This window comes from Rhizobium sp. GW821-FHT14E12 (assembly GCF_058803745.1).
Genome location: NZ_JBXAPH010000003.1, coordinates 586,512 through 609,828, shown reverse-complemented (window position 1 = coordinate 609,828; position 23,317 = coordinate 586,512). Strand labels below are relative to the sequence as shown.

Below are 23,317 nucleotides of genomic sequence, written 5' to 3'. Positions count from 1 at the left end.
CCGTCGAAAGCGCCGATATTTCAGTCGATGATCGGATGATCATCGCCGTCTGCTATTATCAAAGGAGAGTTGAATGGCACGCATTACGCTGAGACAGTTGCTCGATCACGCTGCGGAAAATGGCTATGGCGTGCCCGCTTTCAACATCAACAACATGGAACAGGCCCTGGCCATCATGGAAGCGGCGGATGCCGCCGATGCGCCTGTCATCATCCAGGCTTCGCGCGGTGCCAGAGCCTATGCCAACGACATCATGCTGAAGCACATGATGGATGCCGTCGTCGAGATCTATCCCCACATTCCGGTCTGTGTGCATCTCGATCATGGCAACGACGCTTCGAGCTGTATGACCGCCATCCAGGCCGGCTTCACATCGGTGATGATGGACGGCTCGCTGAAAGCGGATGCGAAGACGCCCGCCGACTGGGACTACAATGTCGGCGTCACGAAGATGGTCACCGAGATGGCACATCTCGGTGGCATTTCCGTGGAAGGCGAACTCGGCGTGCTGGGCTCGCTGGAAACCGGTATGGGCGAAGCGGAAGACGGCCACGGCGCCGAGGGTAAGCTCTCGCACGACCAGCTGCTCACCGATCCCGACGAAGCGGTCAAATTTGTGCGTGAAACGAAGGTCGATGCGCTGGCGATCGCCATGGGCACCTCGCACGGCGCCTACAAGTTCACCCGCAGGCCGGATGGATCGGTGCTTGCGATGGAGGTCATCGAGGCGATCCACCGCAAGCTGCCGAACACCCATCTGGTGATGCACGGCTCCTCATCGGTCCCCGAGGATCTTCAGGAGATCATCAACAGGTACGGCGGCCAGATGAAGCCGACCTGGGGCGTGCCGGTCGAAGAAATCCAGCGCGGCATCAAGAACGGCGTGCGCAAGATCAACATCGACACGGATGGCCGCATGGCGATGACCGGCCAGATCCGCCGCGTGCTGCAGGAAGACCCGAGCGAATTCGATCCGCGCAAATATATGAAGCCGGCCATGGCCGCACTGACGAAGCTCTGCAAGGAGCGGTTCGAGCAATTCGGAACGGCCGGCCATGCCTCCCGGATCAAGCCGCTTCCGGTCTCGGACATGGCCAAGCGCTACAAGGCCGGTTCGCTGGACCCGGTTTTTTCTTAAGGAATAGCCTTAGTCGGAAGCCGGATCTCTTCAGATCCGCGCTTCCGCCGGCTGGCGCCCGGTCGTGTCGGACAATCGCAGACCGTGGAACTTCGCCAGCGATGTGACGACGTCGTCGATCTCCATCAGCAGCTTTTGCCCGTTCCATCCAAAGGCCGCGCCGGCAATCATGGCGATCTGGCGCAGACCTTCCATTGTCAGCGTCCCTTCGATCGCAAGCGTCGTGCGGCGGAAGACGATATCCGAGAGATGCACGACCATTTCCTGCCGGGCGATCCAGTCGATTTCCAGATGGCTATAGTGGGAAGCGCCGGACAGACGTTCGGTGTCGCTATGAGCCGAGCGGTAGTCGAGAATCGCTGAAGCCGTGGTGCCATAGCGTGCCAGCAGCTCGTCGACCCTCTTCGGGTCCATGCCATTCCTTCCGGCGACCGCGCGCACCCATTCCGCTCTTGCGACGGGATCAGCAGGGAAATTGCGTCCGCCGCCGATGGCTAATTGCTGCGTCGACTGGTTCCTGACGCGCTTGAAGCGCGCGAGAACGGTGTCAGTGACCTCCTCAGCAAAGCCTCGGAAGGTGGTCCACTTGCCACCCACCAGCGAGATGATCGCGAAGGGGCGGCCGGCTTGCGGTTCCATCACCGGCGCGGAATGGTCACGGCTGATCAGCCCCGGGGACGAGGCGTCGGAGGCCGGCAGCGGGCGGATGCCGCTATAGGTATAGACCACCTGCTCCGGCCCGAAGCGAAGCCCCGGCAGGAGCGATCTCAGGCTGTCCAGGAAATATTCGAGTTCCGGCTCTTCGCAGCGAACATTGTCGGGATCAGCACTTGGAATATCCGTCGAGCCAACCAGCGCCAGACCGAGATAGCCGTAGACCAGGCAAATGCGCCCGTCATCCGCTTCGAAGTAGATCATATGGCCGTTCAGGCTGCGTACGAGCTCGGGATGATCGAGCAGGATATGCGAGCCCTTCGTGCCGCCGATCAGATGCGATGGCGCGCCGAGCGCTTCGTTGACATGGTCGATCCAGGGGCCGGCGGCGTTGACGACGAGCTTCGGCGTCACGGAAAAAGTGCTGTCGTCGGAGCGCCGGAAGGTCAACGTTCCGTCCGATGACAAGATCAGCATCGTGGAGTTCGCCGCAAGCGCATTACCGTTCGCCTCCAGCCCATCCTTGATCAGCTCGTAGACGAGCCGTTCCGGCCGGCTGATCTTGGCGTCGTAGTAGATGCCGCCGGCGACGATCTTCGGCGTGACATACGGCATTTCCGTGAGCGCTCGCCTCTTCAGTATGAACCTGTGACGGGGCATGACGCGGCTGCGGGAGCCGAAGAAATCGTAAAGGGCAAGCCCGATCTTGATGAGAACGGCGCCACGACTTCTCGGTGCGGTGGTCGAACCCGTCAGAGTCCGCAGCGCCGCCCAGATACCGCGCGTCCACGAGAAGATCGGCACGAATGTCGGCAGCGCCTCGACGCAATGCGGCGCGTTCTTGAGAAGCAGATTGCGCTCCAATGTCGACTGCGCCACCAGTCCGAACTCCCCCGTCTCGAGGTATTTCAGGCCGCCATGGATCAGCCGCGACGGCGCGGCGCTGGTGCCCGAGCCGAAATCGGACTTGTCGACGATGAGACAATTGACGCCCTGGACGGAGAGGTCGCGAAACAGCCCGGCGCCATTGACGCCCGCGCCGAGGATGACGACATCGATGTCGGTGTCCTGCAATTTCGAAAAGCGCTGTTCCAGATCGGCGGCGGTATCGGTCATGGCATGATTGTCCTGCTGCATGTCTAGTCTTCAGATTCCGCCGGCACAAGATTGCCGATCTTGGGCCAAAGCGGCGTCATCGCGTCGGCAATTTCCCTAAAGAGGTCGTATCGGCGCCGATAATCGGCACTGCGTCCGGCATCGGGATGATAGGTCTTCGCAATGGCGCCGACATCGCGGGGATCGCTCTGTGGGTCGACATAGAGACCGATGCCCGCGCCGGCGCATAGCGCCGCACCCCAGGCCGCCGCCTCGTCCGTTTCGGTCACCGTCACCGGCATTCCGAGCACGTCAGCAAACATCTGGACGATGACAGGATTGCGGGAAATCCCGCCGGCAAGCCTTGCCTCGCTGAAGGAAAAGCCGTCGCCCAGCGCATCGACATGGATCTTGTGATTGAAGGCAATGCCCTCCAGCACCGCACGCAGCATATCGCCGCGATCATGCCAGCCGCCAAGACCGAAGAAGCCGGCGCTCGCCGAGGCACCGTAGGGGGAGCCGAAGAGATAGGGATGGAAGAGCGCCGTCGAGGGACGATTGAAGGCCGCCTCGATCTCGGGCGCCAGCAGCGCATGGATCGACAGTCCCGCGGCCTCTGTGCCGGCGCGCTCGCCGGCGCAGAGCGTGTCGAGAAACCAGTCGTAATTCGCGGTCGATGCGGGCGAGATCGACATGTTGTTCCACTGGCCGGGTGCGATGGCATTGCGGCAGAACCACCGCTTGTCGACGCGCGGCTCCGAAGACAGCGTCTCGTTGATCGAATAGGTCCCGGCGATCACCGCGACCACGCCGGACGCGTAGCCACCCGCACCCAGAGCGGATGCGGTGACATCGTGGAGCCCGGCAACCACGGGCGTTCCCTCCGCAAGGCCGGTGCGGCTCGCAACAGCGGCGGTGACACGGCCGACGACTTCGTCGGAACGCGAGGCAAGCGGAAGGGCATCCGACAACCCGTCGAGCCCGAAGAGCTTCAGCGCATCCTGCGAATAGTCCTGGTCCTTGACGTTGGTGAAGGACGTACTCGCCTCCGTCCGGTCAGTGCCGATCACCCCCGTCAGGCAGAAGCGCAGCCAGTCCTTGCAGCTCAGTATATGGCTGATGCGCTCGAAACGGGCGGGCTCTTTCTCCTTGATCCAGGCGAGAAGCGCCGAGGGTGCAGAGACATGCGGAAGCTGGCCGGTGAGATCGAGGGCCTCGTCGGCGATCAGGCTTTCCAGCCAGCGGTCGACGATAGCGCCTGCCCGGCTGTCCAGCGACAGGATGGCGCGGCCGAGCGGCTTGTTCGACCGGTCGAGCAGATAGATGCCGTCGCCATGAGCTGTCGCAGCGATCGCCTGGATATCGCTCGCCGGGCGCCCGCTGAGGCTGATCGCCTCCGCGATCGCATCGGCGGTGGCGCTCCAGAGTTCGTCCATGTCCCGCTCGATATGGCGGGCCTTGGGCATGAATTGTGTCACCCGCCGCCGCGCCACGGCAAGCTGCGTGCCGTCGACATCGAAAATAACGGCCTTGGTGACGGTGAGACCGCTATCGATTCCGAGCAGACTCGGCATTCTGATTACTCCGACTGATGGAAGGGCCGCTCAGGCGTGGCCCTCATGACCGATCCCCGTCGCTCCTGGCGACGACCACATTGATATTCTTGTTTCGCATCCGATCGAGATGATCGGCCGGCGTCTTCTCATCGACGATGACCACATCGAACTCGCTCAAGGCCGCGAAGCTGTGCAAAGCGCGCCGCTCGAATTTCGTGTGATCGGTGAGAAGAATGCGTTTGGCGGCGCTATCGAACATCGCCCGCTTGATATCGACGATTTCCGGGGACTGATGGAAGACGATGTCATCGGTGATGGCAGACATGGAGATGAAAGCGACATCCGCCCTGAGCCTGTTGATCTCATTGATGGTCATGCGCCCCATGAAGGCATTGCACCAATTGTAATATTGGCCGCCGAGGGCCAGAAGCGTGACGTCATGCATGTCCTTCAACGCGTTCATCAGCGTCAGCGAATTGGTGATCGCGGTCAGCGGAACCTTGGCCGGCAGATGCGTCGCCATTTGCAGCACGGTGGTGGAATCGTCGAGGAAGATAGCCTGCCCCGGCTCGACGAACTGCATCGCCGCCGCCGCAATCATCTTCTTTTCCGCCGACTGGCGGTTCGCGCGGTAGACGTCGCTCGACTCGATCAGGCTGGTGGCAGCCGCCGTGACAATGCCGCGCGTCTTCCGGAAAAGGCCTCGGCTCACCAGTTCGTCGACGTCGCGATGCGCCGTCATCAGGCTGATGCCGAAGCGATCGGTGAGATCCTCGATACGCATGGAGCCCTCCGCCATGACGGCTTCGGCGATCATCTGCCGGCGAGCGAGCTGGCGGCTATGCCGGCTGTCACTTGGCAGTTCGTCGGACAGGAATGCTCCGATATTCGTCTTCTGTGTCACTGTGGCCTCTGATGCTGACTCTGGGGGTATCAGCTTCGTACTGCGAATGCCGAGCGAAGGCAAAAAGTGGTGATGGAACAATCCTTTGCCATATCCATGAAACGGCAAGTGATGGGGGACGCCGCTTTCGGCGTCCCCACTTTGTCATTTACTGCGCCAGAACGAACGGACCCGTGTATTTATCGACGTTGTCCTTCGTGATCAGCAAGCAATCGAAGAGCTGCTTTTCACTCGAGGCACCGGTCTTGCCCGTCTTGATGAAGCTATCGGCCTGCTTGACGGCTTCTGCCGAGAAGACGGCAACCGGCTGCAGAACGGTGTACTGAAGTTCACCAGCCTTGATGGCGGCAACGGCATCCGGAGAACCATCGAAGCCGCCGACCTTGATGTTGGCAAGCTTGCCGGCTTCCTTCAGCGCTGCGATGGCGCCGAGTGCCATTTCGTCATTGCCGGAGATTACGCCGATGATATCCGGATGGGCCTGCAGCATGGACTGCATCTTATTGTGGCCCTGGGTACGATCCCAGTTGGCAACTTCCTTTGCGACCTTCTGCAGATCCGGATACTGCGTCAGCACCGTTTCATAACCGTTGGAACGGGTTGCGGCGTTGTTGTCCGAGGGAGCGCCGAACAGTTCGGCATACTTGCCCTTGTCGCCAACGGCTTCGACCCATTGCTGGGCACCGATTGCCGCACCCTGGGCGTTGTTGGAAACGAGCTGCGCCTTGGCGAGACCTTCCTGGTTGATTTCCGCGTTGACCAGGAAGACCGGGATACCGGCAGCTACGGCCTTTTTCACCGCGCCGACCGAGCCGTCGGCATTGGCCGGATCGAGGATGATGGCAACCGACTTGTTGGTGATCGCGGTGTCGATCAGGTTGCTCTCGGTGTTGGTGTCGCCCTTATGGGCGCTGACCGAGGCGGTATAGCCGAGCTTTTCGGCTGTTGCCTTGGCGACATTGCCTTCCGTCAGCCAATAGGGGTTGGACGGATCGTTGACGATGATCGTCATCTGGCCGGCCGCCCAGGCGGAGCTTGCGAAGATCGGGGCAACGGCAACAGCCGCCAGAATTAAGCGCATGCCTTTCTTAAACATAGTCTCTCTCCCTTTTTGATGAGCTCTGATGTTACCGGCGAACCGGTGGTGCTTTCCGCAATCGGCTGGCTGTTCGAACCAGATCCGCCGTCGTGGAGAAGTTCAGTTCGTCCGTCAGCTCGCCTTGACCCGACGTCCGTATTGAATGCTGTTCATGAGGACCGCCAGGACGATCACCGCGCCGGTGAATACGGTCTGCCAATAGGCCGACACGCCGATGATCACGAGACCATCCGAGAGGAAGCCGATGACGAAGGCGCCGAGCATGGTGCCGCGCACCGTGCCGCGTCCGCCCGTCAGCGCTGCGCCGCCGATGACGACGGCCGCGATCGCCGTCAATTCATAGGTGGTGCCGGCGGTCGGGCCAGCCGAGGTGAGCTGCGAGGACAGGACCAGGCCGGCGATCGCGGCGCAGACGCCGGAAAACACGTAGACGAGGATCTTGACGCGCTTGACCGGTACACCCGAAAGATCCGCCGCGCGCTCGTTGCCGCCGGAGGCATAGAGCCAGCGGCCGAAGGCGGTCTTGCTCAAGACCAGGCCACAGATGATCGCCAGCGCCGCCAGCACGATGACGCCGATCGGGATGCCGGCCAGGCGGTTGAAACCAAGCCAGTCGAAGCCGGTATTGCCAAGCTCCGGACGGCCGCCGAGATTGTTGTAGGTGAGGCCGTTGGTCATCAAAAGCGCGATGCCGCGTGCGACATAGAGCACGCCGAGCGAGGCGACGAAGGCCGGAACCTTCAGGTAGGCGATGAGCACGCCGTTCACCGCGCCGACGATGGCGCCGACGGCACAGGTGATGACGACGACCGCCCAGACCGGCGGATAGAGGATGACGCCAAAGCTCGAGAGTGTAACGCCCTGCATCAGGAAGCCGGCAATGCAGCCGGCAAGGCCGAGCGTCGAGCCGACCGAGAGGTCGATGCCGCCGTTCAGGATCACCAGCAGCATGCCGATCGCCAGGATGCCGAAGATCGCGACATGCGAGGCCATGGTCAGGAAATTACTGAGCGAGAAATAATAGGGCGACAGGAAGGAGAAGACCGCGATGATGACGATCAGCGCGAAGAAGGCGCGGCCTTCCAGAATCAACCGCACGAGACTGAAGTTCCGCCGCTGGCCGTTCGAAATTGATTTCTTCTCAGTGATATTCGTGACTGACATAATCAGTGCTCCATGAATGCGGCTAGTGCGCGACCACTGCTTCGCCAGAGGCGGCCATGATCTTCTCTTTGGTGACATCGGGACCGAATTCGGCAGATATTTTGCCGCGGTGCATGACGATGATGCGATGGGCGATGCTGAGGCATTCGGCGACTTCCGACGTCGAATAGATCACCGCCAGACCCTGCTTGGCGCGCTCGGCGAGCAGCTTGAAGACTTCCGCCTTGGCGCCGATATCGATGCCGCGGCTCGGTTCGTCGAGCAGGATGACCTGGGGGTTGGTGGCAAGCATCTTGCCGATGACGACCTTTTGCTGGTTGCCGCCGGAAAGCGAGCCGATCACCGCCTCGCCGCCATCAGTCTTGATGTGGACCTTGCGGATCGATTCACCCACCAGTTCCCGTTCGCGTCCGCCGGAGGTGAAGAGCCCCTTGGTGAAGGCGCCGATGCTGGCGAGCGACAGATTGGCGCCGACCGTCATGGTCTGGACGAGGCCATCGCGCTGACGATCCTCCGGCACCAGGACGAGGCCATTGGTAATGCGACCGGCGATACTGAGACGAGCGACGTCGCGACCGCCGAGCAGAACCCGGCCACCACTCGATCGCAAGCGTCCGGCGACGCATTCGAGCAGTTCCGTACGTCCAGCGCCCATCAGGCCATAGATGCAGACGATTTCGCCGGCGCGGACCTGCAACGACATATGGTCGACCGCGTTATAGGCAGCACCCGAGGGGCCGGGAACGGTCAGATTGTCGATGGTCAGCGCGACATCGCCGATGGTGTGGCCTGTGGGCGGGCTTCCCAGATCGAAATTGTCGCCGACCATGTTGCGCACGATCCACTCGAGATCGATGTCCTTGCGCTCGGCATAGGCGGTCATGGCGCCGTCGCGCAGCACGACGGCATGATTGGTGATCTGCAACGCCTCTTCGAGGTGATGGGAAATATAGACGATCGACACGCCCCGGCCCGTCAGGTCGCGGATGACCTTGAAGAGAACCTCCACCTCCGTGGCACTCAGCGCCGAGGTCGGCTCGTCCATGATCAGGATGCGCGAATTGACCGACAGAGCGCGCGCAATCTCGACGATCTGCTGCTGGCCGAGGCGCAGATCCTCCACCAGGGTCAGCGGGTCGATGTGCTCTTCCAGCTCCTCCATAAGGGCGCGTGTCTGGCGCTCCTCCTCGGCGAAATCGACGACGCCGCCCTTGATGATCTCGCGGCCCATGAAGATATTGTCGCGGACGCTAAGATTGGGCGCGAGGCTCAATTCCTGATGGATAATGGAAATTCCGCAGGCCCGCGCATGCGTGGAAGAATAAAAAGCAATAGGGCTGCCATCGAGGACGATCTCGCCACCGGTCGGCTGGACGACGCCGGACAGGATCTTCATCAGGGTCGACTTGCCCGCCCCGTTCTCGCCGAACAAAGTGGTGACCTGACCGCGATGGATGTCGAAATTCACGCCCTTCAGGGCATGAACATTGCCATAGGACTTGCTGATGTTACGGGCGGCAAGAACGACCTCGCCGTTTGCGCCCTGCTTCTGCGTCGCCTCAATCATTTGACGTCGACCTTGACGGGAGTGACGAGCCAGTTCTTCGGGTTGATGAGCTTGAAGACACCGACGACGGTCGCGGTCTTGCCCGTCAGCGTCTCGGCGTCGAAGCCCGAAAGGACAGCCTTCTTCATCTCGTTGTTGATCGCCGAGCCGGCATCCTGATACTCGATCTGATTGGTGAACTGGCCGAACTGGATGGCGCCGGTGGCGTCGCGCAGGTCGGTGCCGTTGATCGCCGGACCGGTCTGGACGCGGACGGTAACGTCGGCCGGCAGTCCGTCGACCTTGATCTCGCTATAGTTGGCTTTGCGGGCGCCGAAGGTGCCGGAGAGGAAAACAGGTACGACCGCGCCGGTACTCGTCGCCACGCCGTATTTGTCACCCGCCGCCTTCTTGTCGGCAATGACGGCGCCCGACAAAGTCGCGGCATCGACCGCACGCTTCTCGACATCCGCCTGGATCTTCGGGAATTCCTGGGCGCCAAAGGTTTCGGGCGAGAATGACTGCTCGCGCACGTCATGCGCGGAACCGATCTTCACCACCTTGGTATCGGCGGCAATCGCGCCGATGACAATCACGGCCGCCGCGACACTTGCCAGTATCGTGAACCTTGTGCCGCCGGATTTGAAAGCTGCGTATTCAGTCTGTGTATTCATATTCGAATGACCTTCGGCGCTTCTGGCCGGATTGCCCGTTTGCTGGAAAGAAAGGAGGACGGCGCGGATACGATCCCGATGGCGCTCTATCGGAGACCCGGCCAAGTCCCGCGCATGGAGATGCAGAAAGGCTGCCCGAAGCGCTGCCGGCGCAAGACCAAACCATGGCCTGGGAAAAGAGTGTTCATAGGAGCCTCCTCAGTGCGGGCGCTCGTTTCCTCCGCCACCCGCTGTCGCCGTTTATCACCCAACCCATACGGGTAGTGATATAAGAGCGTTATTAACTTCGTAATCTATGTTATAATTTATCGACCCTGTCAACAGGCCTCTATCGCTCCGGAATTTCATTTTGCAGCCATCGACTCTGCAGGAGAGCACTTCACAAAATTCCAGCTGGCAGCCATTGAAGGCGCCAACCTCGGGAAAAGCAGTCTTGCGGATCGAAAATCGCGTAAAATCAATCGCCATTAAGCCATTGAATATTCATGATTTTAAAAAATCGGTTGCGGACCGAGCAATTAGCTACATCTTGATCGCGATATTCTAGCGATCGCGGCCGCGCGCCTTGCGCCGGCAACGACCCACCTGCCTCCCCGAGGTTGACATCGCCTATTTTATATGAAAAAAATTACATTACTAGAAAAATATTACACATCTGTGATATCTCTATGTTATAATTTAAAGATGATCTGAGCACATGAATCGGGACGGCTCGCCTGTCCGGAATGAAGAGTGCTCTGAGAGCGTGAGCGGTGGGGGTAGAATGGCGTGGATGACGGGAGCCCGGCGCATGGGGTCTGATCGCACCATGGCGAACCTCCGCCCGATCTCGACCTGGGAGGGAGGAGCAGAATGTTTTTGACGGATGCATCGCACGCGACGGCTTGCCCCATCGCGGCAGGACTGGCCCACGATGCCTAAGAGCGACAAGATCATCATCGGCATTGATGCGGGAACCTCGGTGTTGAAAGCCGTGGCTTTTGAGCTGTCCGGCCGCCAGATCGCCTCGGCATCGGCGCGCAATCACTATGCGATGGGCGAAGACGGCTCCGCCACGCAATCCCTCAGCCGCACCTGGGCCGACTGCGTCAGCGCCTTGTGGGGCCTGAGCGACAAAGTGCCGGATCTCGCAACGCGCACGGCCGCCATCGCCGTGACCGGTCAAGGGGATGGAACCTGGCTTGTCGGCGCCGGCAACGCGCCGGTCGGCGATGCCTGGCTTTGGCTCGACGCCCGCGCCGCTGCAACCGTAACCCGTCTCGACGGCCACCCGGAGAGCCGCGCACGCTTCGAGGCGACCGGCACCGGCCTCAATACCTGCCAGCAGGGCGCGCAGCTTGCCCATATGGATCGCTTCACGCCGGAGGTCCTCGATCGGGCCGAGACGGCGCTGCATTGCAAGGACTGGCTCTATCTCAACCTGACCGGTATTCGCGCCACCGATCCCTCGGAAGCGAGCTTCACCTTCGGCAATTTCCGCACTCGCCAATATGATCCCGTCGTGATCGACGCGCTCGGGCTCAACCACCGGCGATCCCTTTTGCCCGAGATCATCGAGGGAACGGAGATCACCCACCCGCTATCGCCCGACGCGGCGAAGGCGACCGGATTGCTGGCCGGCACGCCGGTCTGCCTCGGCTATGTGGATATGGTGATGACCGCGCTCGGTGCCGGCGTCCGCAGCGATGGTGAGAACGCAGCCTGCTCGACCATCGGCTCGACGGGCGTACACATGCGCGCAAAGCCGGTACCGGACGTCCAGCTCAATGCCGAGGGAACGGGCTATGTGATCGCCCTGCCCATCCCCGGCATCGTCACGCAGGTCCAAACGAACATGGGCGCGACGATCAATATCGACTGGATCCTGCAGGTCGCCGCCGAACTGATGTCGGACACGGGCAAGCCCGTCGCGCCTTCCGATCTCATCTCGCGGATCGACGGATGGTTCGCTGAGAGCAAGCCGGGCGCCCTGCTCTATCACCCCTATATCTCCGAGGCGGGCGAGCGCGGCCCCTTCGTCAATGCCCATGCACGCGCTGGCTTCACCGGCCTTTCGACGCGGCACGGCTTTGCCGACATGCTGCGGGCCGTCGTCGAGGGACTCGGCATGGCGACCCGCGACTGTTACGCGGCCATGGGCAGTATGCCCGCCGAATTGCGGATCACCGGAGGTGCGGCACGTTCGCGTGCACTACGCGGCTCCCTGTCCGCGGCCGTCAACGCACCGGTTCGGGTCTCGCGCCGCGAGGAAGCGGGAGCCGCCGGCGTCGCCATGATGGCGGCGGTCGCCATCGGTGCCTATTCGAACATGGACGACTGCATCGCCGAATGGGTGACGCCGCTGCTCGGCGACGCCGAGGCGCCGGATGCCGAGCAGGCTCGCCGCTACGACCGATTGTTCGCAGCCTACGTACAAATTCGACAGGCGATTGCGCCTGCCTGGGACACGCTCGTTACGCCCTGAGCGGCAAGCGAGTGCCCACAGAAGCAAAATGACGTGACGATGCAGAAGGCATCCCAAGGAGCATGAAATGACTGAATCCGAAATCTTGGATCTCTTCGTGATCGGCGGCGGCATCAATGGCGCCGGGATCGCGCGCGATGCCGCGGGTCGGGGTCTTTCCGTCATGCTGTGCGAAAAGGGCGATCTGGCGGAGGGGACCTCGTCGCGCTCCGGGAAACTGGTGCATGGCGGCCTGCGCTATCTCGAATATTACGAATTCCGCCTGGTCCGCGAAGCGTTGATCGAGCGGGAAGTGCTGCTGAATTCCGCAAGCCACATCATCTGGCCGATGCGCTTCGTGCTGCCGCACAGCCCGACGGATCGCCCGGCCTGGCTCGTCCGCCTCGGCCTCTTCCTCTACGATCACCTCGGCGGTCGCAAGCGGCTGCCTGGCACGCGCTCGCTCGACCTTCGCCGCGATCCGGAAGGCGCGCCCATCCTCGACCAATATACCAAAGGCTTCGAATATTCGGACTGCTGGGTCGACGATGCCCGGCTTGTCCTGCTGAACGCGCTCGACGCCGCCAGCAAGGGCGCGCAGATCCTGACACGCACGGCCTGCGTCAGCGCGCGACGTGACGAGGGCTGTTGGGTCGTCCAGATGCGCGACCAGCGATCCGGCGAGCTGCGCACTGTGCGGGCGCGGGTGCTGGTGAATGCCGCCGGCCCCTGGGTCAACGACATCATCGGCCGCGTTGCCGGCTCCAACAGCCGCCGCAATGTCAGGCTCGTCAAGGGCAGCCACATCATCGTTCCGAAATTCTGGAGCGGGCAGCAGGCCTATCTGGTCCAGAACCACGACAAGCGTGTCATCTTCATCAATCCCTATGAGGGCGATATGGCCCTGATCGGCACGACCGACATTCCCTATGACGGCAAACCGGAGGAGGTAAAGGCTGACGAGCAGGAGATCGACTATCTGATTTCCGCCGTAAACCGCTACTTCAAGGAGAAGCTGCGCCGCTCCGACGTGATCGAAAGCTTCTCTGGCGTTCGCCCACTGTTCGATGACGGCCAGGGCAACCCCTCGGCGGTCACTCGCGACTATGTCTTCGATCTCGACGAGACCGGTGGTGCGCCCCTCCTCAACGTCTTCGGCGGCAAGATCACCACATTTCGCAAACTGTCCGAGCACGCCTTGCAGAAGCTCGCCAAGTTCTTCCCGAAGATGGGTAGCGACTGGACGCGCGCGGCGGCACTACCGGGCGGTGATATTCCGAATGCCGACTATATCGCCTTTTCCGACAGCCTGCGCAGCGCCTATCAGTGGATGCCGCGCCAGCTCGTGAACCATTACGGCCACCTTTACGGCGCGCGAACCGAACTGGTCGTTGGCAACGCCACGTCGCTTGCCGACCTCGGGCGTCATTTCGGCGGCAATCTCTATGAGGCCGAGGCCCGTTATCTCGCAGCTTCGGAATGGGCGCAGTCGGCGGACGACGTTCTCATGCGGCGCACCAAGGAAGGCCTGCATATGACGGCGCAGGAAAAAGCGAATTTCTCGGCCTGGTTCGAGAGCGAATTGGCGCTTGCCGCCTGACCTATCCGCCCTTGAAGGAGCAGACCCATATGCCGTTGACGCTTTCCCTCAACACCAATCCGCTGGTGAACCGCTTCGCCGACCCTGACGACCTGATCGAAACGGTGGCGCGGGACCTGAAAATCCGTGACCTGCAGCTGACGCATGAGTTCATCAACCCGAGCTGGCAGGCGTCCGTCATCCGTCGCCTCACCCGGACGATGCAGGCAGCGCTTCAGCGCACCGGCGTTCGCGTGACATCCGGCATGACCGGGCCTTACGGACGCCTGAACCACTTCGGCCACCCCGATGCCGACGTCCGGCGCTATTATGTCGACTGGTTCAAAACCTTTGCCGACATCACCGCCGATCTCGGCGGGCATTCGGTCGGTACGCAATTCGCCATCTTCACCTACAAGGATTACGACGATCCGATCCGGCGCGAAGACCTGATCAAGATTGCCATCGATTGTTGGGCCGAGGTGGCCGAGCACGCCAAGTCCGCCGGCCTTTCCTACGTCTTCTGGGAGCCGATGAGCATTGGCCGCGAATTCGGCGAGACCATCGACGCATGCCTCAAGCTGCAATCCCGCCTGACGGCGGCCAATCTCGCCGTGCCGATGTGGATGATGGCGGATATCGATCATGGCGACGTCACCTCGGCAAATCCCAATGACTTCGATCCCTATGCCTGGGCACGCGCGGTTCCGAAGATTTCCCCGATCATTCACATCAAGCAGAGCCTGATGGACAAGGGCGGTCACCGGCCGTTTACGGCGGAGTTCAACGCCAAGGGCCGCATCCACCCCGATCCCCTGCTCGCAGCCTTTGCCGAGGGCGGCGCTCGGGACAATGAAATCTGCCTCGAACTGTCATTCAAGGAGCGCGAACCCAACGACCGTCAGGTCGTCTCGCAGATTGCCGAAAGCATCGCCTTCTGGGCGCCGCACATCGATACCGGGATTGACGACTTGCATATCTAGCCGCAAGCGCCGATCAAGCTGTCTTGCGGTAAATGCATGACCAAGTGGAAAGGGAACCATTGATGGCGGATGCGGATGAGTCGCTTGCGGTGCGCGCAGCCTGGCTACACTATGCCGGCGGCTTTACGCAGTCGGAAGTGGCCAAGCGCCTGGGCGTGCCCTCGGTCAAGGCGCATCGACTGATCGCAAGGGCTGTCGCCGACGGCGTCGTCAAGGTCACGATTGATGGCGATATCGTCGAATGCGTCGAGCTCGAGACGAAGCTTGCGGCAAGGTTCGGCCTGCAATATTGCGAGGTCGCGCCCGATCTCGGCGAGGAGGGTTTCGACTTTCGTGCCCTGGGACAGGCCGGTGCCAGCTTCCTGCGGCGGGAAATCGAGAGCGGCAAGCACAAGATCATCGGTCTTGGGCACGGTCGAACGCTGTCTTCCGCCGTTCATCACATGTCACGCGTCAATGCCAAGGGCGTGCGCTTCGTTTCGCTGCTCGGCGGGCTGACGCGAAACTACGCGGCCAACCCTTATGACGTCATGCATCGCATCGCCGAAAAGACGGGCACGCAGGCCTATGTGATGCCGGTGCCGTTCTTCGCCAACACAAGGGAAGACCGCGACGTACTGCTGGCCCAACGCGGCGTGAAGGAAGTCTTCGACCTCGCCAACAATGCCGAACTCAAGCTCGTCGGCCTCGGCACAGTCGACATCGACGCCCAGCTCGTCCTGTCGGGCATGGTGGAGCCGCGCGAGATCAAGGAGATCGCTGCCATGGGCGGGGCCGGCGAAATCCTCGGGCATTTCTTCGATGCCGACGGACGCATCCTGGAAACGATGCTGTCGGCCAGAACTCTTTCCGCCTCTTTACCGCGATCGAAGAAGGAAAAGCTTGTCGCCCTGTCTGGCGGGTTACCGAAGGTGGACGCCATCCGCGCGGTCCTCAACAGCCACTGTCTTTATGGGCTGATCACCGACGAGCGAACGGCGCAAGCGCTGCTGAAGAGCTGAACTCATCGCAATCAAGAAACATAATTTCATCTCAACATAACAATATTGATGTTGAATTATGTGACATTAATGTTAAGTTTGATACGTTCAATCCTGCCCAGGACCGGAGCGCAAAGTGAAACGGGAAGAGCGTCAACAATCGATCATCAACCTGCTGGTGGAGCAGAAGACCGTCGACCTTGACGATCTGGCCGATCGTTTCGTCGTGTCGAAAATGACCATTCACCGCGATCTGGACGATCTCGAACAGGCTGGCGTGTTGCGCAAGGTTCGCGGCGGTGCGACGATCGATGCAGGCACCCAATTCGAAAGCGACTTCCGCTTCCGCGAACGCCAGGGGCATGAGGAAAAGCTCGCCATGGCGCGCGCCGCCCTCGAGCTTGTCGAGCCCGGTATGACGGTCATGGTCAATGATGGCTCGATGGCGGCCGTCCTCGGGGAAATGCTGCTCCAGAAGCGGCCCCTGACGCTGATCACCAACAATGCTGCCATCATCGACCGGCTGAAAAACGAAAGCGGCATTACCCTCATCGCGCTCGGCGGTATCTATTCCGCCAAGTTCAATGCCTTTCTGGGCGTGGTGACGGAAGAGGCGCTGTTTCGCCTGCGCGCCGATATCGCCTTCGTCTCGACGCCGGCCGTGTCCGGCGGGCTCGTCTATCATATGGACGACAACATCGTGCGAACGAAACGGGCGATGATCGCGTCGGCCGCCAAGACCTGCCTGCTGGTTAGCCACCAGCGCATCGGCCACACCGCCCTGCATGTGATGGCCGATCTCTCAGATTTTGACGCCGTCATCACCGACCGCGCGCCCGACGCCGCCATTCTCGACCAATTGAGCCGTGACGGCATCACTCTCACCATTGCCTCGACCTAGGATTTGAAATGACAGCAACACCGCGCTACTGGATTGGAACCAGCTGGAAAATGAACAAGACGCTGGCGGAAGCCCGCAGCTTCGCCGAAGCGTTGCGGGACGCGGACGCCCTGCGCGATCCTGCGATCCAGCGTTTCATCATCCCGCCTTTCACCGCCGGTCGCGAGGTCAAGGCGATCCTGTCGGAGACCTCGGTCAAGGTCGGCGCGCAGAACATGCACTGGGCCGATCAGGGGGCATGGACGGGCGAAATTTCTCCCCTCATGCTCAAGGATTGCAATCTCGATATCGTCGAGCTTGGCCACTCCGAGCGCCGCGAACATTTCGGCGAGACCAATGAGACCGTCGGCCTGAAAACCGAGGCGGCCGTCCGCCACGGCCTCGTCCCGCTCATCTGCATCGGCGAGACGCTGAGCGACCGGGAAAGCGGCCGCGCCGCGGAAATCCTGAGCGATCAGGTTATCGGCGCCCTCTCCAAGCTCACCGGCTCGCAGAAACAGGCACAAATCCTGCTCGCCTACGAACCCGTCTGGGCCATCGGCGAAAAAGGCATTCCCGCTGAACCCTCCTATGCCGATGCACGCCAGGCCGAGATCATTGCGGTTGCCGAAAGCGTGCTTGGTCGCCGGATCCCCTGCCTCTACGGCGGATCGGTCAATCCGGACAATTGCGAAGAACTCATCTCATGCCCGCATATCGACGGGCTTTTCATCGGCCGTTCGGCCTGGAACGTCGAAGGTTACCTCGACATTCTCGCCAAATGCGCCGCCAAACTTAGAGGAGACACGAAATGAAACTTGCCATCGCAGGAGACAGCGCGGGCGAAGGCCTGGCAAAGGTTCTCGCCGATCATCTGAAGGACCGCTACGACGTGTACGAGGTTTCGCGCACCGATGCCGGGCCGGACGCATTCTATGCAAATCTTGCCGACCGCGTCGCCTCGGGCGTCATCGACGGCACCTATGACAAGGCCATCCTCGTCTGCGGCACCGGCATCGGCGTCAGCATCTCGGCCAACAAGGTGCCGGGCATTCGCGCGGCCCTGACCCATGATACCTATTCGGCAGAGCGCGCCGCGCTCTCCAACAATGCCCAGATCATCACCATGGGCGCTCGCGTTATCGGCACCGAACTTGCCAAAGCGATCGCCGACGCCTTCCTTGGGCAGACCTTCGATGCTGGGGGCCGCTCGGCCGGCAATGTGGACGCCATCAACGACGTCGACGCGAAGTATAACGCGCGCTGAGGTTTGAGAGCGAACCGCAAGTGGTTGCTCCGGTCGCGAGATTGGCGACCTTTGAAATAAAAGACCGGCAGCCGGAAACCGGCTGCCGGAATTCACATCCGACTAGATCGGATTAGCCGGCGAACGAGCTGTCAAAGCTGAACGAGCCGGAGGCGTTGCTGAACGAGAACGTCCCAGCCTTCTGCACGACTTCTGCCGGCAGCGTTGCCGAGAAGGTGCCCGAGCGGCTGCCGAAGGTGTAGCTGCCGCTGACGGCGCCATTGGCGGCAATGGTGACCGTCGAAGCGACCGTGGAAGCGCCGCCGCTGACGAGATCGAGCATGTCGGTGTTGATTTCAGTGATGTTGCTCATGTTAGTCTCCTATTGGGTTAGGGGCGAGGGATTGACCGGGATGGTCCTCCCCTCTTCTTGTTGTCACCGACTGCCTATGGCCTTTAAGGGGTCCAATACCCAGTCGGTGAAGTGCCGGCGATCCGTAATGACATCGCCGATGAGGGTCATACCGGGGGTCAGCGGGCGCTCTTCGCCGTAGGCGGCGATGCTGGTGCGCTCCAGGCTGACGGTCACGCGGTAGACGGGATCTTTGAATGCGATGGGAGCCAGAAGCTCGCCCTCGCGATAGGTGGCGCGGGACACCTGCACGACATGGCCCGACACCACGCCGAAGCGCTGATACGGGAAGGCGTCGACCCTGAGCCGAACCTCCTGCCCCGGCTGGATCAGGCCGGCCGCGCGCGGCGGCACCAGCAGGTTGGCCTCGAGATTGCTGCCGGCCGGCACCAGGGCCGCAAGCGGCGACTGCGCCACCGCCGTCTGCCCCGGCTGCGCCTGCAACGCAGCGACCCGGCCGGCCACCGGCGCGACCATGACGTAGGCGCGGTTGACCTGCAGTTGCGCGAGGGACTGCTCCAGCTCGCTGCGAAGGCCTTGCAATTGCGCCAGCTTGTCATCCCGCTCGGCCGGCAGGCCTGCCAGTTGCGACCGGGCATCGTTGAGGTCGCCCTGCCGCTGCTCTTTCTGCCGCTCCAGCTCGTGGATGACGCTTTCCTGCGCGAGGATCTGCTGCTGTCGGCGCGACAGCTCGAAGCGCGTGCCGCTGCCCTTGATCTGCATCTGCGCATAACGGCCGGCATCGTCGGTTTGCAGCGCTTGCAGGCGGCGTTCCGATTCCAGACGCTGTTCCTGGCTCGCCAGCTCTCCGCCAAGCCCTTCGACGCGGGCCGACAGACGCCGCCCCTCCTCGTCGAAGCGGGCTTTCGCCGCCGTGATCTGCGTGTCGATCGACTGGATACGGGCTTGCGTCTCCAAGCGCAGCTTTTCTCCGACCTGACCGTCGGCACCGGTCGTTTCCAGCGACAGTTCCACCATCGGCTGGCCCTGGGTGACAACGTCTCCTTCGTGGACGAGCACCCTGGTCACGATACCGCCCTTGGTGGCGTAGAGCTGCGCCAGGCCGCCGGTCGGGGCAATATAGCCCTGCACGGTCTCCTTGCGAGCATAGGTGCCAGTCATGAGATAGGTCGCGCCGACGACCACGAAGACACCGAGGATCGCCGTCATGACACCGTGGCTCACCGGCTGTGCGATCATTACCTCGCCACGGAGCCGTCGGCGATGTTCTATGGCTTCGGTGCGGAACAATGCGTCGCTCATGGCACCACCTGCAAAGGCTGTGCCGGTACATCGCGCATAAGCTCACGCACATGAGCGTTCTCCACGGCGAAGACACGCGCCGCGCCCTCGATGGCTCCAGGACGATGGGCGACCATCACCTGGGTAATACCGAGCCTGCTCAGCGCCTGCATGACGCGACGCTCTGCAAGGACGTCAAGATTGGCCGTCCCCTCATCGAGGAACAATATGGAGGGTTTTCTGTAGAGCGCCCGCGCCAGCAGTGCACGCTGTTGCTGACCTCCCGACAGGGTCGATCCGAGATCGCCCACCAGGGTCATGTAGCCCATCGGCATGCGCAGGATTTCGTCGTGAAGGCCGACGAGGCCGGCAACCGCTTCGACGCGCGCCAGATCCATGTCGGGATCGAAGAAGGCGATATTGTCGGCGATCGTGCCGGCGAAGAGCTGGTCGTCCTGCATCACCACGCCGATCCGCGCGCGATAGGCTCGCATGCCCAGAGCGTTGAACGGAAGACCGTCCACGAGCACTTCACCTTCGCCCGGCGGGTAGAGGCCCATCAGCAGCTTCAGGAGTGTGGACTTGCCGCCGCCCGAAGGCCCGACAAATACCACGGACTGCCCCGGCTCGATGCTCAAGGACACATCCTTCAGCACCCAGGCTTCGCGCTCGGCATAACGGAAGGAAAGATTGCGCACATCGAGCGCTCCGGCAAGCAGACGATCCTTGTGCGCCTTGGCGTCCAGATCCGGCTCGGGATCCTGGTGCACGGCATCCGCCAGGCGCTCCAGATGCAGGCCCGTCATGCGGAATTTGAAATATTGATCGACGAGCGACAGGGCGGCCGTGCTGAACTGGCCGCGATAGGACAGGAACGCCAGCAGCATGCCGAGCGTCATCTCTCCGCGGATGATAGCGCCGGCGCCCAGATAGAATACCAGCAGCATCTCCGCTCCCGTCAGGAAGGAGAGGCCGGCCGAACCCTTGAGGCTGACTTTCTGGAGCCGCACATTGTTGTTGATGCTATCGGCATAGGCGTTCTGCCAGACACCGTGGCGCTCAAGCTCTCGGCCGAACAGTTTGAAGGCGCGGGCGCCGCGAATGGTTTCGAGGAAGACGCCGTCCACCTTGGCCTGGTACTGGATGCCCTCATTGGTCAGGCTTCGCAGCCAGGGGAAAGTGCCGAGCCGGATGCAGATGATGAGCGTCAGCGAGACCAGTACCACGCTTGCCAGATATGGCGCATAGATCAGCATCACCGCCAGGGTGACGATGGCCATAAGCCCGTCCAGGGCGCCGGAGACAAGGCCGCCTGTCAGAAGGTCCTGCACCGGCTGCAGGGAGTTGAAGCGGGACAGAATATCGCCGAGACGCCGCTTTTCGAACCACGGCACCGGCAGGCGCAGCGCATGGCGCAACAGGTTGCCGCGCATTTGGAAGGTCAGAAGAGTGCTGAAATGCATCTGCACGTAACCGCGCAACAGCGTCGTGGCGCTCTGGATCAGCAGCAGCAATCCGGCACCGATGACGATCACGTTCAGAAGACTGAGATCGCCCTTGGAGATGGCTTCGTCGACGATCATCTGGTTGACGAGCGGGGACAGCAGGGCGAAGAACTGCAACAGGGCGGAGAGCGTCAGGATCTGCAACAGGCTCGGAATGAAGCCGGCGCTCCTCGACCACAGATCGGCCAGACGCACCCGCTCGACCACCTTGCGTTTGCGGAAGGTGGCAGCCGGCGTCAGCTCCAGCGCCACGCCGGTAAAGTGCCTCGATGCTTCGGCATGAGACAAGCGCCGCTGGCCGCTGGCCGGATCATGCACCTCGATCCGGCTTGGCGTTACCCGGCTTAAGACGACATAGTGCGACATGTCCCAGTGCAGGATGCAGGGCATCTTCAGCTTGCCGATGTCCTCCATCTCCAGCTTCAGGGGCCGGCTGGTAAAGCCGAGATCGTCGGCAACCGAGATGAGGCTCTTCAGCGTCGTGCCCTTCGAAGACACGGCATGGCGTCGCCTGAGCTCGGACAGTGTCACGCGATGGCCGTGATAGCCCGCCACCATCGCCAGGCAGGCAAGTCCGCATTCGGCAGCTTCAGACTGCAGAAGAGGCTCGATCCGCGAGCGATTTTGAAGGGCTGTCAGAAGCAATTGGCTATCCCTCGCTGGAGGTACCGACGTTGTCGCCGGCGTTCAATCGCGGCGTCCATGATTTGCGGCGCGGCCATCGAACCCGACGCGAGGAAATACATGCCAGATCCAATTATTGTGTTGGGTCTCGTTATGTTGAGAGATGTTACAACGCGCCGCGAACCGGCCACATTTGGACGAGTATCGAGCTCATGCTCTGACAAGGCGGATGCGCCGCTGGCTGCCCGCCACGCAGACAAAACGCAGTCTCAAAGCGAAAATGGATTAACGATGACGCTGTCGGAGGCTATAGCTGTCGATAACCGACGCCCACATATTGGACCCGAGCTCATGACCGACACTGTCACCGATCGCTTCCTTCGTTATGTCGTTATCGACACCCAATCCGACGCCACTTCATCGACCCAGCCTTCCACTGAGAAGCAGAAGAACCTCGGTCGTATCCTGGTGGAGGATTTGCTGGCGATCGGTCTCGCTGACGTGCATCTCGACGAGCACGGCTATGTCTATGCGACCATTCCATCCAACGTCGACAAGCCGGTCCCGGCTATCTGCTTTTGCTCGCACATGGACACCGCACCCGACTTCACGGGAACGAACGTGAAGCCGCAGATCGTGCGCAACTATAGCGGCGGCGACATCCAGCTTCCGGGCGACCCGCAGCAGATCATCCGTGTCAGCGACAATCCGGAACTCAACAACCAGATGGGCAACGACATCATCACCTCCGACGGCACGACGTTGCTCGGCGCCGACGACAAGGCCGGGCTGGCCGAGATCGTGACGGCGGCGCAGTTCCTTCTCGACAATCCCGACATCAAGCACGGAACCATCAAGCTCCTGTTCACCACCGACGAGGAGATCGGCCGCGGGGTCGACAAGGTGGATCTGGCAAAGCTCGGCGCCGCTTTCGCCTACACCATGGATGGCGAAACGGCCGGCCATGTCGAGGACGAAACCTTCTCCGCCGATGGCGTCGAGATTTCCATCCAGGGCGTGGCCATCCATCCCGGCTTCGCCAAGGACAAGATGGAAAACGCCATCAAGATCGCCGGTGCCATCATCGACCGGCTGCCCAAGGATACGGCGCCGGAAACGACGGCAGGCCGTGACGGTTTCATTCATCCGACCGGCGTGACCGGCTCGATGGAAAAGGCGTCCCTCAGCTTCATCATCCGTGACTTCAACGACGAGGGGCTGACGACCAAGGAAGTCATGCTCGAGGCGATCGTCAAGGACGTGATGGCCGGCTATCCCGGCTCCTCCTATACGTTCAAGGTCAAGCAGCAATACCGCAACATGAAGACCATCCTCGACCGGCATCCGGAGATCGTCGATTATGCCATGGAGGCCGTCAGGCGTGCCGGCATGACGCCGGTGCGCGGCAGCATTCGCGGCGGCACCGACGGTTCGCGACTATCCTTCATGGGCCTGCCCTGCGCCAATATCTTCGCGGGCGGGCACGCCTTCCACTCGCCGCTCGAATGGATCAGCCGGCAGGACATGGAAAAGGCCATCAAGACGATCGTCGAACTCTCTAAAATCTGGGCGGAACGCACTTAGGATTGATGC

General features: G+C 61.6%; 19 protein-coding genes. 9 read left to right on the top strand and 10 right to left on the bottom strand.

What is annotated here, in order from left to right:
• The first annotated feature begins 73 nt into the window (after positions 1–73).
• On the top strand, positions 74–1,138 hold the full coding sequence (gene fba / locus AC1RO0_RS16100; RefSeq protein ID WP_498593887.1) for a class II fructose-bisphosphate aldolase: 1,065 nt from the start codon (positions 74–76) through the stop codon (positions 1,136–1,138).
• A 30-nt stretch (positions 1,139–1,168) separates the two neighbouring features.
• On the opposite strand, the gene AC1RO0_RS16095 is transcribed toward fba, so the two are convergent.
• The 7 genes from AC1RO0_RS16095 to AC1RO0_RS16065 form a co-directional block, all read right to left on the bottom strand.
• Positions 1,169–2,908 (bottom strand): glycerol-3-phosphate dehydrogenase/oxidase, encoded by a 1,740-nt coding sequence (locus AC1RO0_RS16095; protein WP_498594036.1) that lies wholly within the window; start codon positions 2,906–2,908, stop codon positions 1,169–1,171.
• Positions 2,909–2,931: 23 nt separating this feature from the next.
• Positions 2,932–4,461, bottom strand: a complete 1,530-nt coding sequence (locus tag AC1RO0_RS16090; RefSeq protein WP_498593886.1) for an FGGY-family carbohydrate kinase — start codon at positions 4,459–4,461, stop codon at positions 2,932–2,934.
• Positions 4,462–4,504: 43 nt separating this feature from the next.
• Positions 4,505–5,347, bottom strand: a complete 843-nt coding sequence (locus AC1RO0_RS16085) for a DeoR/GlpR family DNA-binding transcription regulator (protein ID WP_498593885.1) — start codon at positions 5,345–5,347, stop codon at positions 4,505–4,507.
• A 148-nt stretch (positions 5,348–5,495) separates the two neighbouring features.
• Complete coding sequence (locus tag AC1RO0_RS16080; protein WP_153363358.1) at positions 5,496–6,443, bottom strand: D-ribose ABC transporter substrate-binding protein; 948 nt, start codon at positions 6,441–6,443, stop codon at positions 5,496–5,498.
• Between the two features lie 114 nt (positions 6,444–6,557).
• Positions 6,558–7,610 (bottom strand): ABC transporter permease, encoded by a 1,053-nt coding sequence (locus AC1RO0_RS16075; RefSeq protein ID WP_007689332.1) that lies wholly within the window; start codon positions 7,608–7,610, stop codon positions 6,558–6,560.
• Between the two features lie 22 nt (positions 7,611–7,632).
• Entirely contained in the window at positions 7,633–9,177 is a 1,545-nt protein-coding gene (locus AC1RO0_RS16070; protein WP_498593884.1) for a sugar ABC transporter ATP-binding protein, read from the bottom strand.
• The gene (locus tag AC1RO0_RS16065; protein WP_498593883.1) at positions 9,174–9,830 is read right to left on the bottom strand and encodes a DUF2291 domain-containing protein; all 657 of its coding nucleotides are present in this window, start codon (positions 9,828–9,830) and stop codon (positions 9,174–9,176) included. The genes AC1RO0_RS16070 and AC1RO0_RS16065 overlap by 4 nt, the downstream gene beginning before the upstream one ends.
• A 913-nt stretch (positions 9,831–10,743) precedes the next feature.
• On the opposite strand from AC1RO0_RS16065, the gene AC1RO0_RS16060 reads away from it, so the two are divergent.
• From AC1RO0_RS16060 to derI, 7 genes are all read left to right on the top strand, one after another.
• The gene (locus AC1RO0_RS16060; protein ID WP_498593882.1) at positions 10,744–12,294 is read left to right on the top strand and encodes an FGGY-family carbohydrate kinase; all 1,551 of its coding nucleotides are present in this window, start codon (positions 10,744–10,746) and stop codon (positions 12,292–12,294) included.
• 67 nt (positions 12,295–12,361) lie between these two features.
• The gene (locus AC1RO0_RS16055) at positions 12,362–13,873 is read left to right on the top strand and encodes a glycerol-3-phosphate dehydrogenase (RefSeq protein WP_498593881.1); all 1,512 of its coding nucleotides are present in this window, start codon (positions 12,362–12,364) and stop codon (positions 13,871–13,873) included.
• 29 nt (positions 13,874–13,902) lie between these two features.
• A complete protein-coding gene (locus tag AC1RO0_RS16050; protein WP_498593880.1) occupies positions 13,903–14,835 on the top strand; it encodes a sugar phosphate isomerase/epimerase family protein in 933 nt (310 codons plus the stop codon).
• A gap of 62 nt (positions 14,836–14,897) precedes the next feature.
• Positions 14,898–15,836, top strand: coding sequence for a sugar-binding transcriptional regulator (locus AC1RO0_RS16045; RefSeq protein ID WP_498593879.1), 939 nt, complete (start codon positions 14,898–14,900; stop codon positions 15,834–15,836).
• A gap of 115 nt (positions 15,837–15,951) precedes the next feature.
• The gene (locus AC1RO0_RS16040) at positions 15,952–16,716 is read left to right on the top strand and encodes a DeoR/GlpR family DNA-binding transcription regulator (protein WP_498593878.1); all 765 of its coding nucleotides are present in this window, start codon (positions 15,952–15,954) and stop codon (positions 16,714–16,716) included.
• 8 nt (positions 16,717–16,724) lie between these two features.
• A complete protein-coding gene (locus AC1RO0_RS16035) occupies positions 16,725–17,510 on the top strand; it encodes a triose-phosphate isomerase (protein WP_498593877.1) in 786 nt (261 codons plus the stop codon).
• Positions 17,507–17,962 (top strand): D-erythrulose-4-phosphate isomerase, encoded by a 456-nt coding sequence (gene derI / locus AC1RO0_RS16030; protein WP_498593876.1) that lies wholly within the window; start codon positions 17,507–17,509, stop codon positions 17,960–17,962. The genes AC1RO0_RS16035 and derI overlap by 4 nt, the downstream gene beginning before the upstream one ends.
• Positions 17,963–18,074: 112 nt before the next feature.
• Here the strand turns inward: derI and AC1RO0_RS16025 are convergent, their stop codons facing one another.
• From AC1RO0_RS16025 to AC1RO0_RS16015, 3 genes are all read right to left on the bottom strand, one after another.
• The gene (locus AC1RO0_RS16025; protein WP_498593875.1) at positions 18,075–18,314 is read right to left on the bottom strand and encodes a Blp family class II bacteriocin; all 240 of its coding nucleotides are present in this window, start codon (positions 18,312–18,314) and stop codon (positions 18,075–18,077) included.
• A gap of 63 nt (positions 18,315–18,377) precedes the next feature.
• Positions 18,378–19,616 (bottom strand): HlyD family secretion protein, encoded by a 1,239-nt coding sequence (locus tag AC1RO0_RS16020; protein WP_498593874.1) that lies wholly within the window; start codon positions 19,614–19,616, stop codon positions 18,378–18,380.
• Positions 19,613–21,745 (bottom strand): peptidase domain-containing ABC transporter, encoded by a 2,133-nt coding sequence (locus tag AC1RO0_RS16015; protein WP_498593873.1) that lies wholly within the window; start codon positions 21,743–21,745, stop codon positions 19,613–19,615. The genes AC1RO0_RS16020 and AC1RO0_RS16015 overlap by 4 nt, the downstream gene beginning before the upstream one ends.
• A 330-nt stretch (positions 21,746–22,075) precedes the next feature.
• Between AC1RO0_RS16015 and pepT the strand changes: the two genes are divergently transcribed.
• The gene (pepT, locus tag AC1RO0_RS16010; protein ID WP_498593872.1) at positions 22,076–23,308 is read left to right on the top strand and encodes a peptidase T; all 1,233 of its coding nucleotides are present in this window, start codon (positions 22,076–22,078) and stop codon (positions 23,306–23,308) included.
• Positions 23,309–23,317 lie beyond the last annotated feature (9 nt).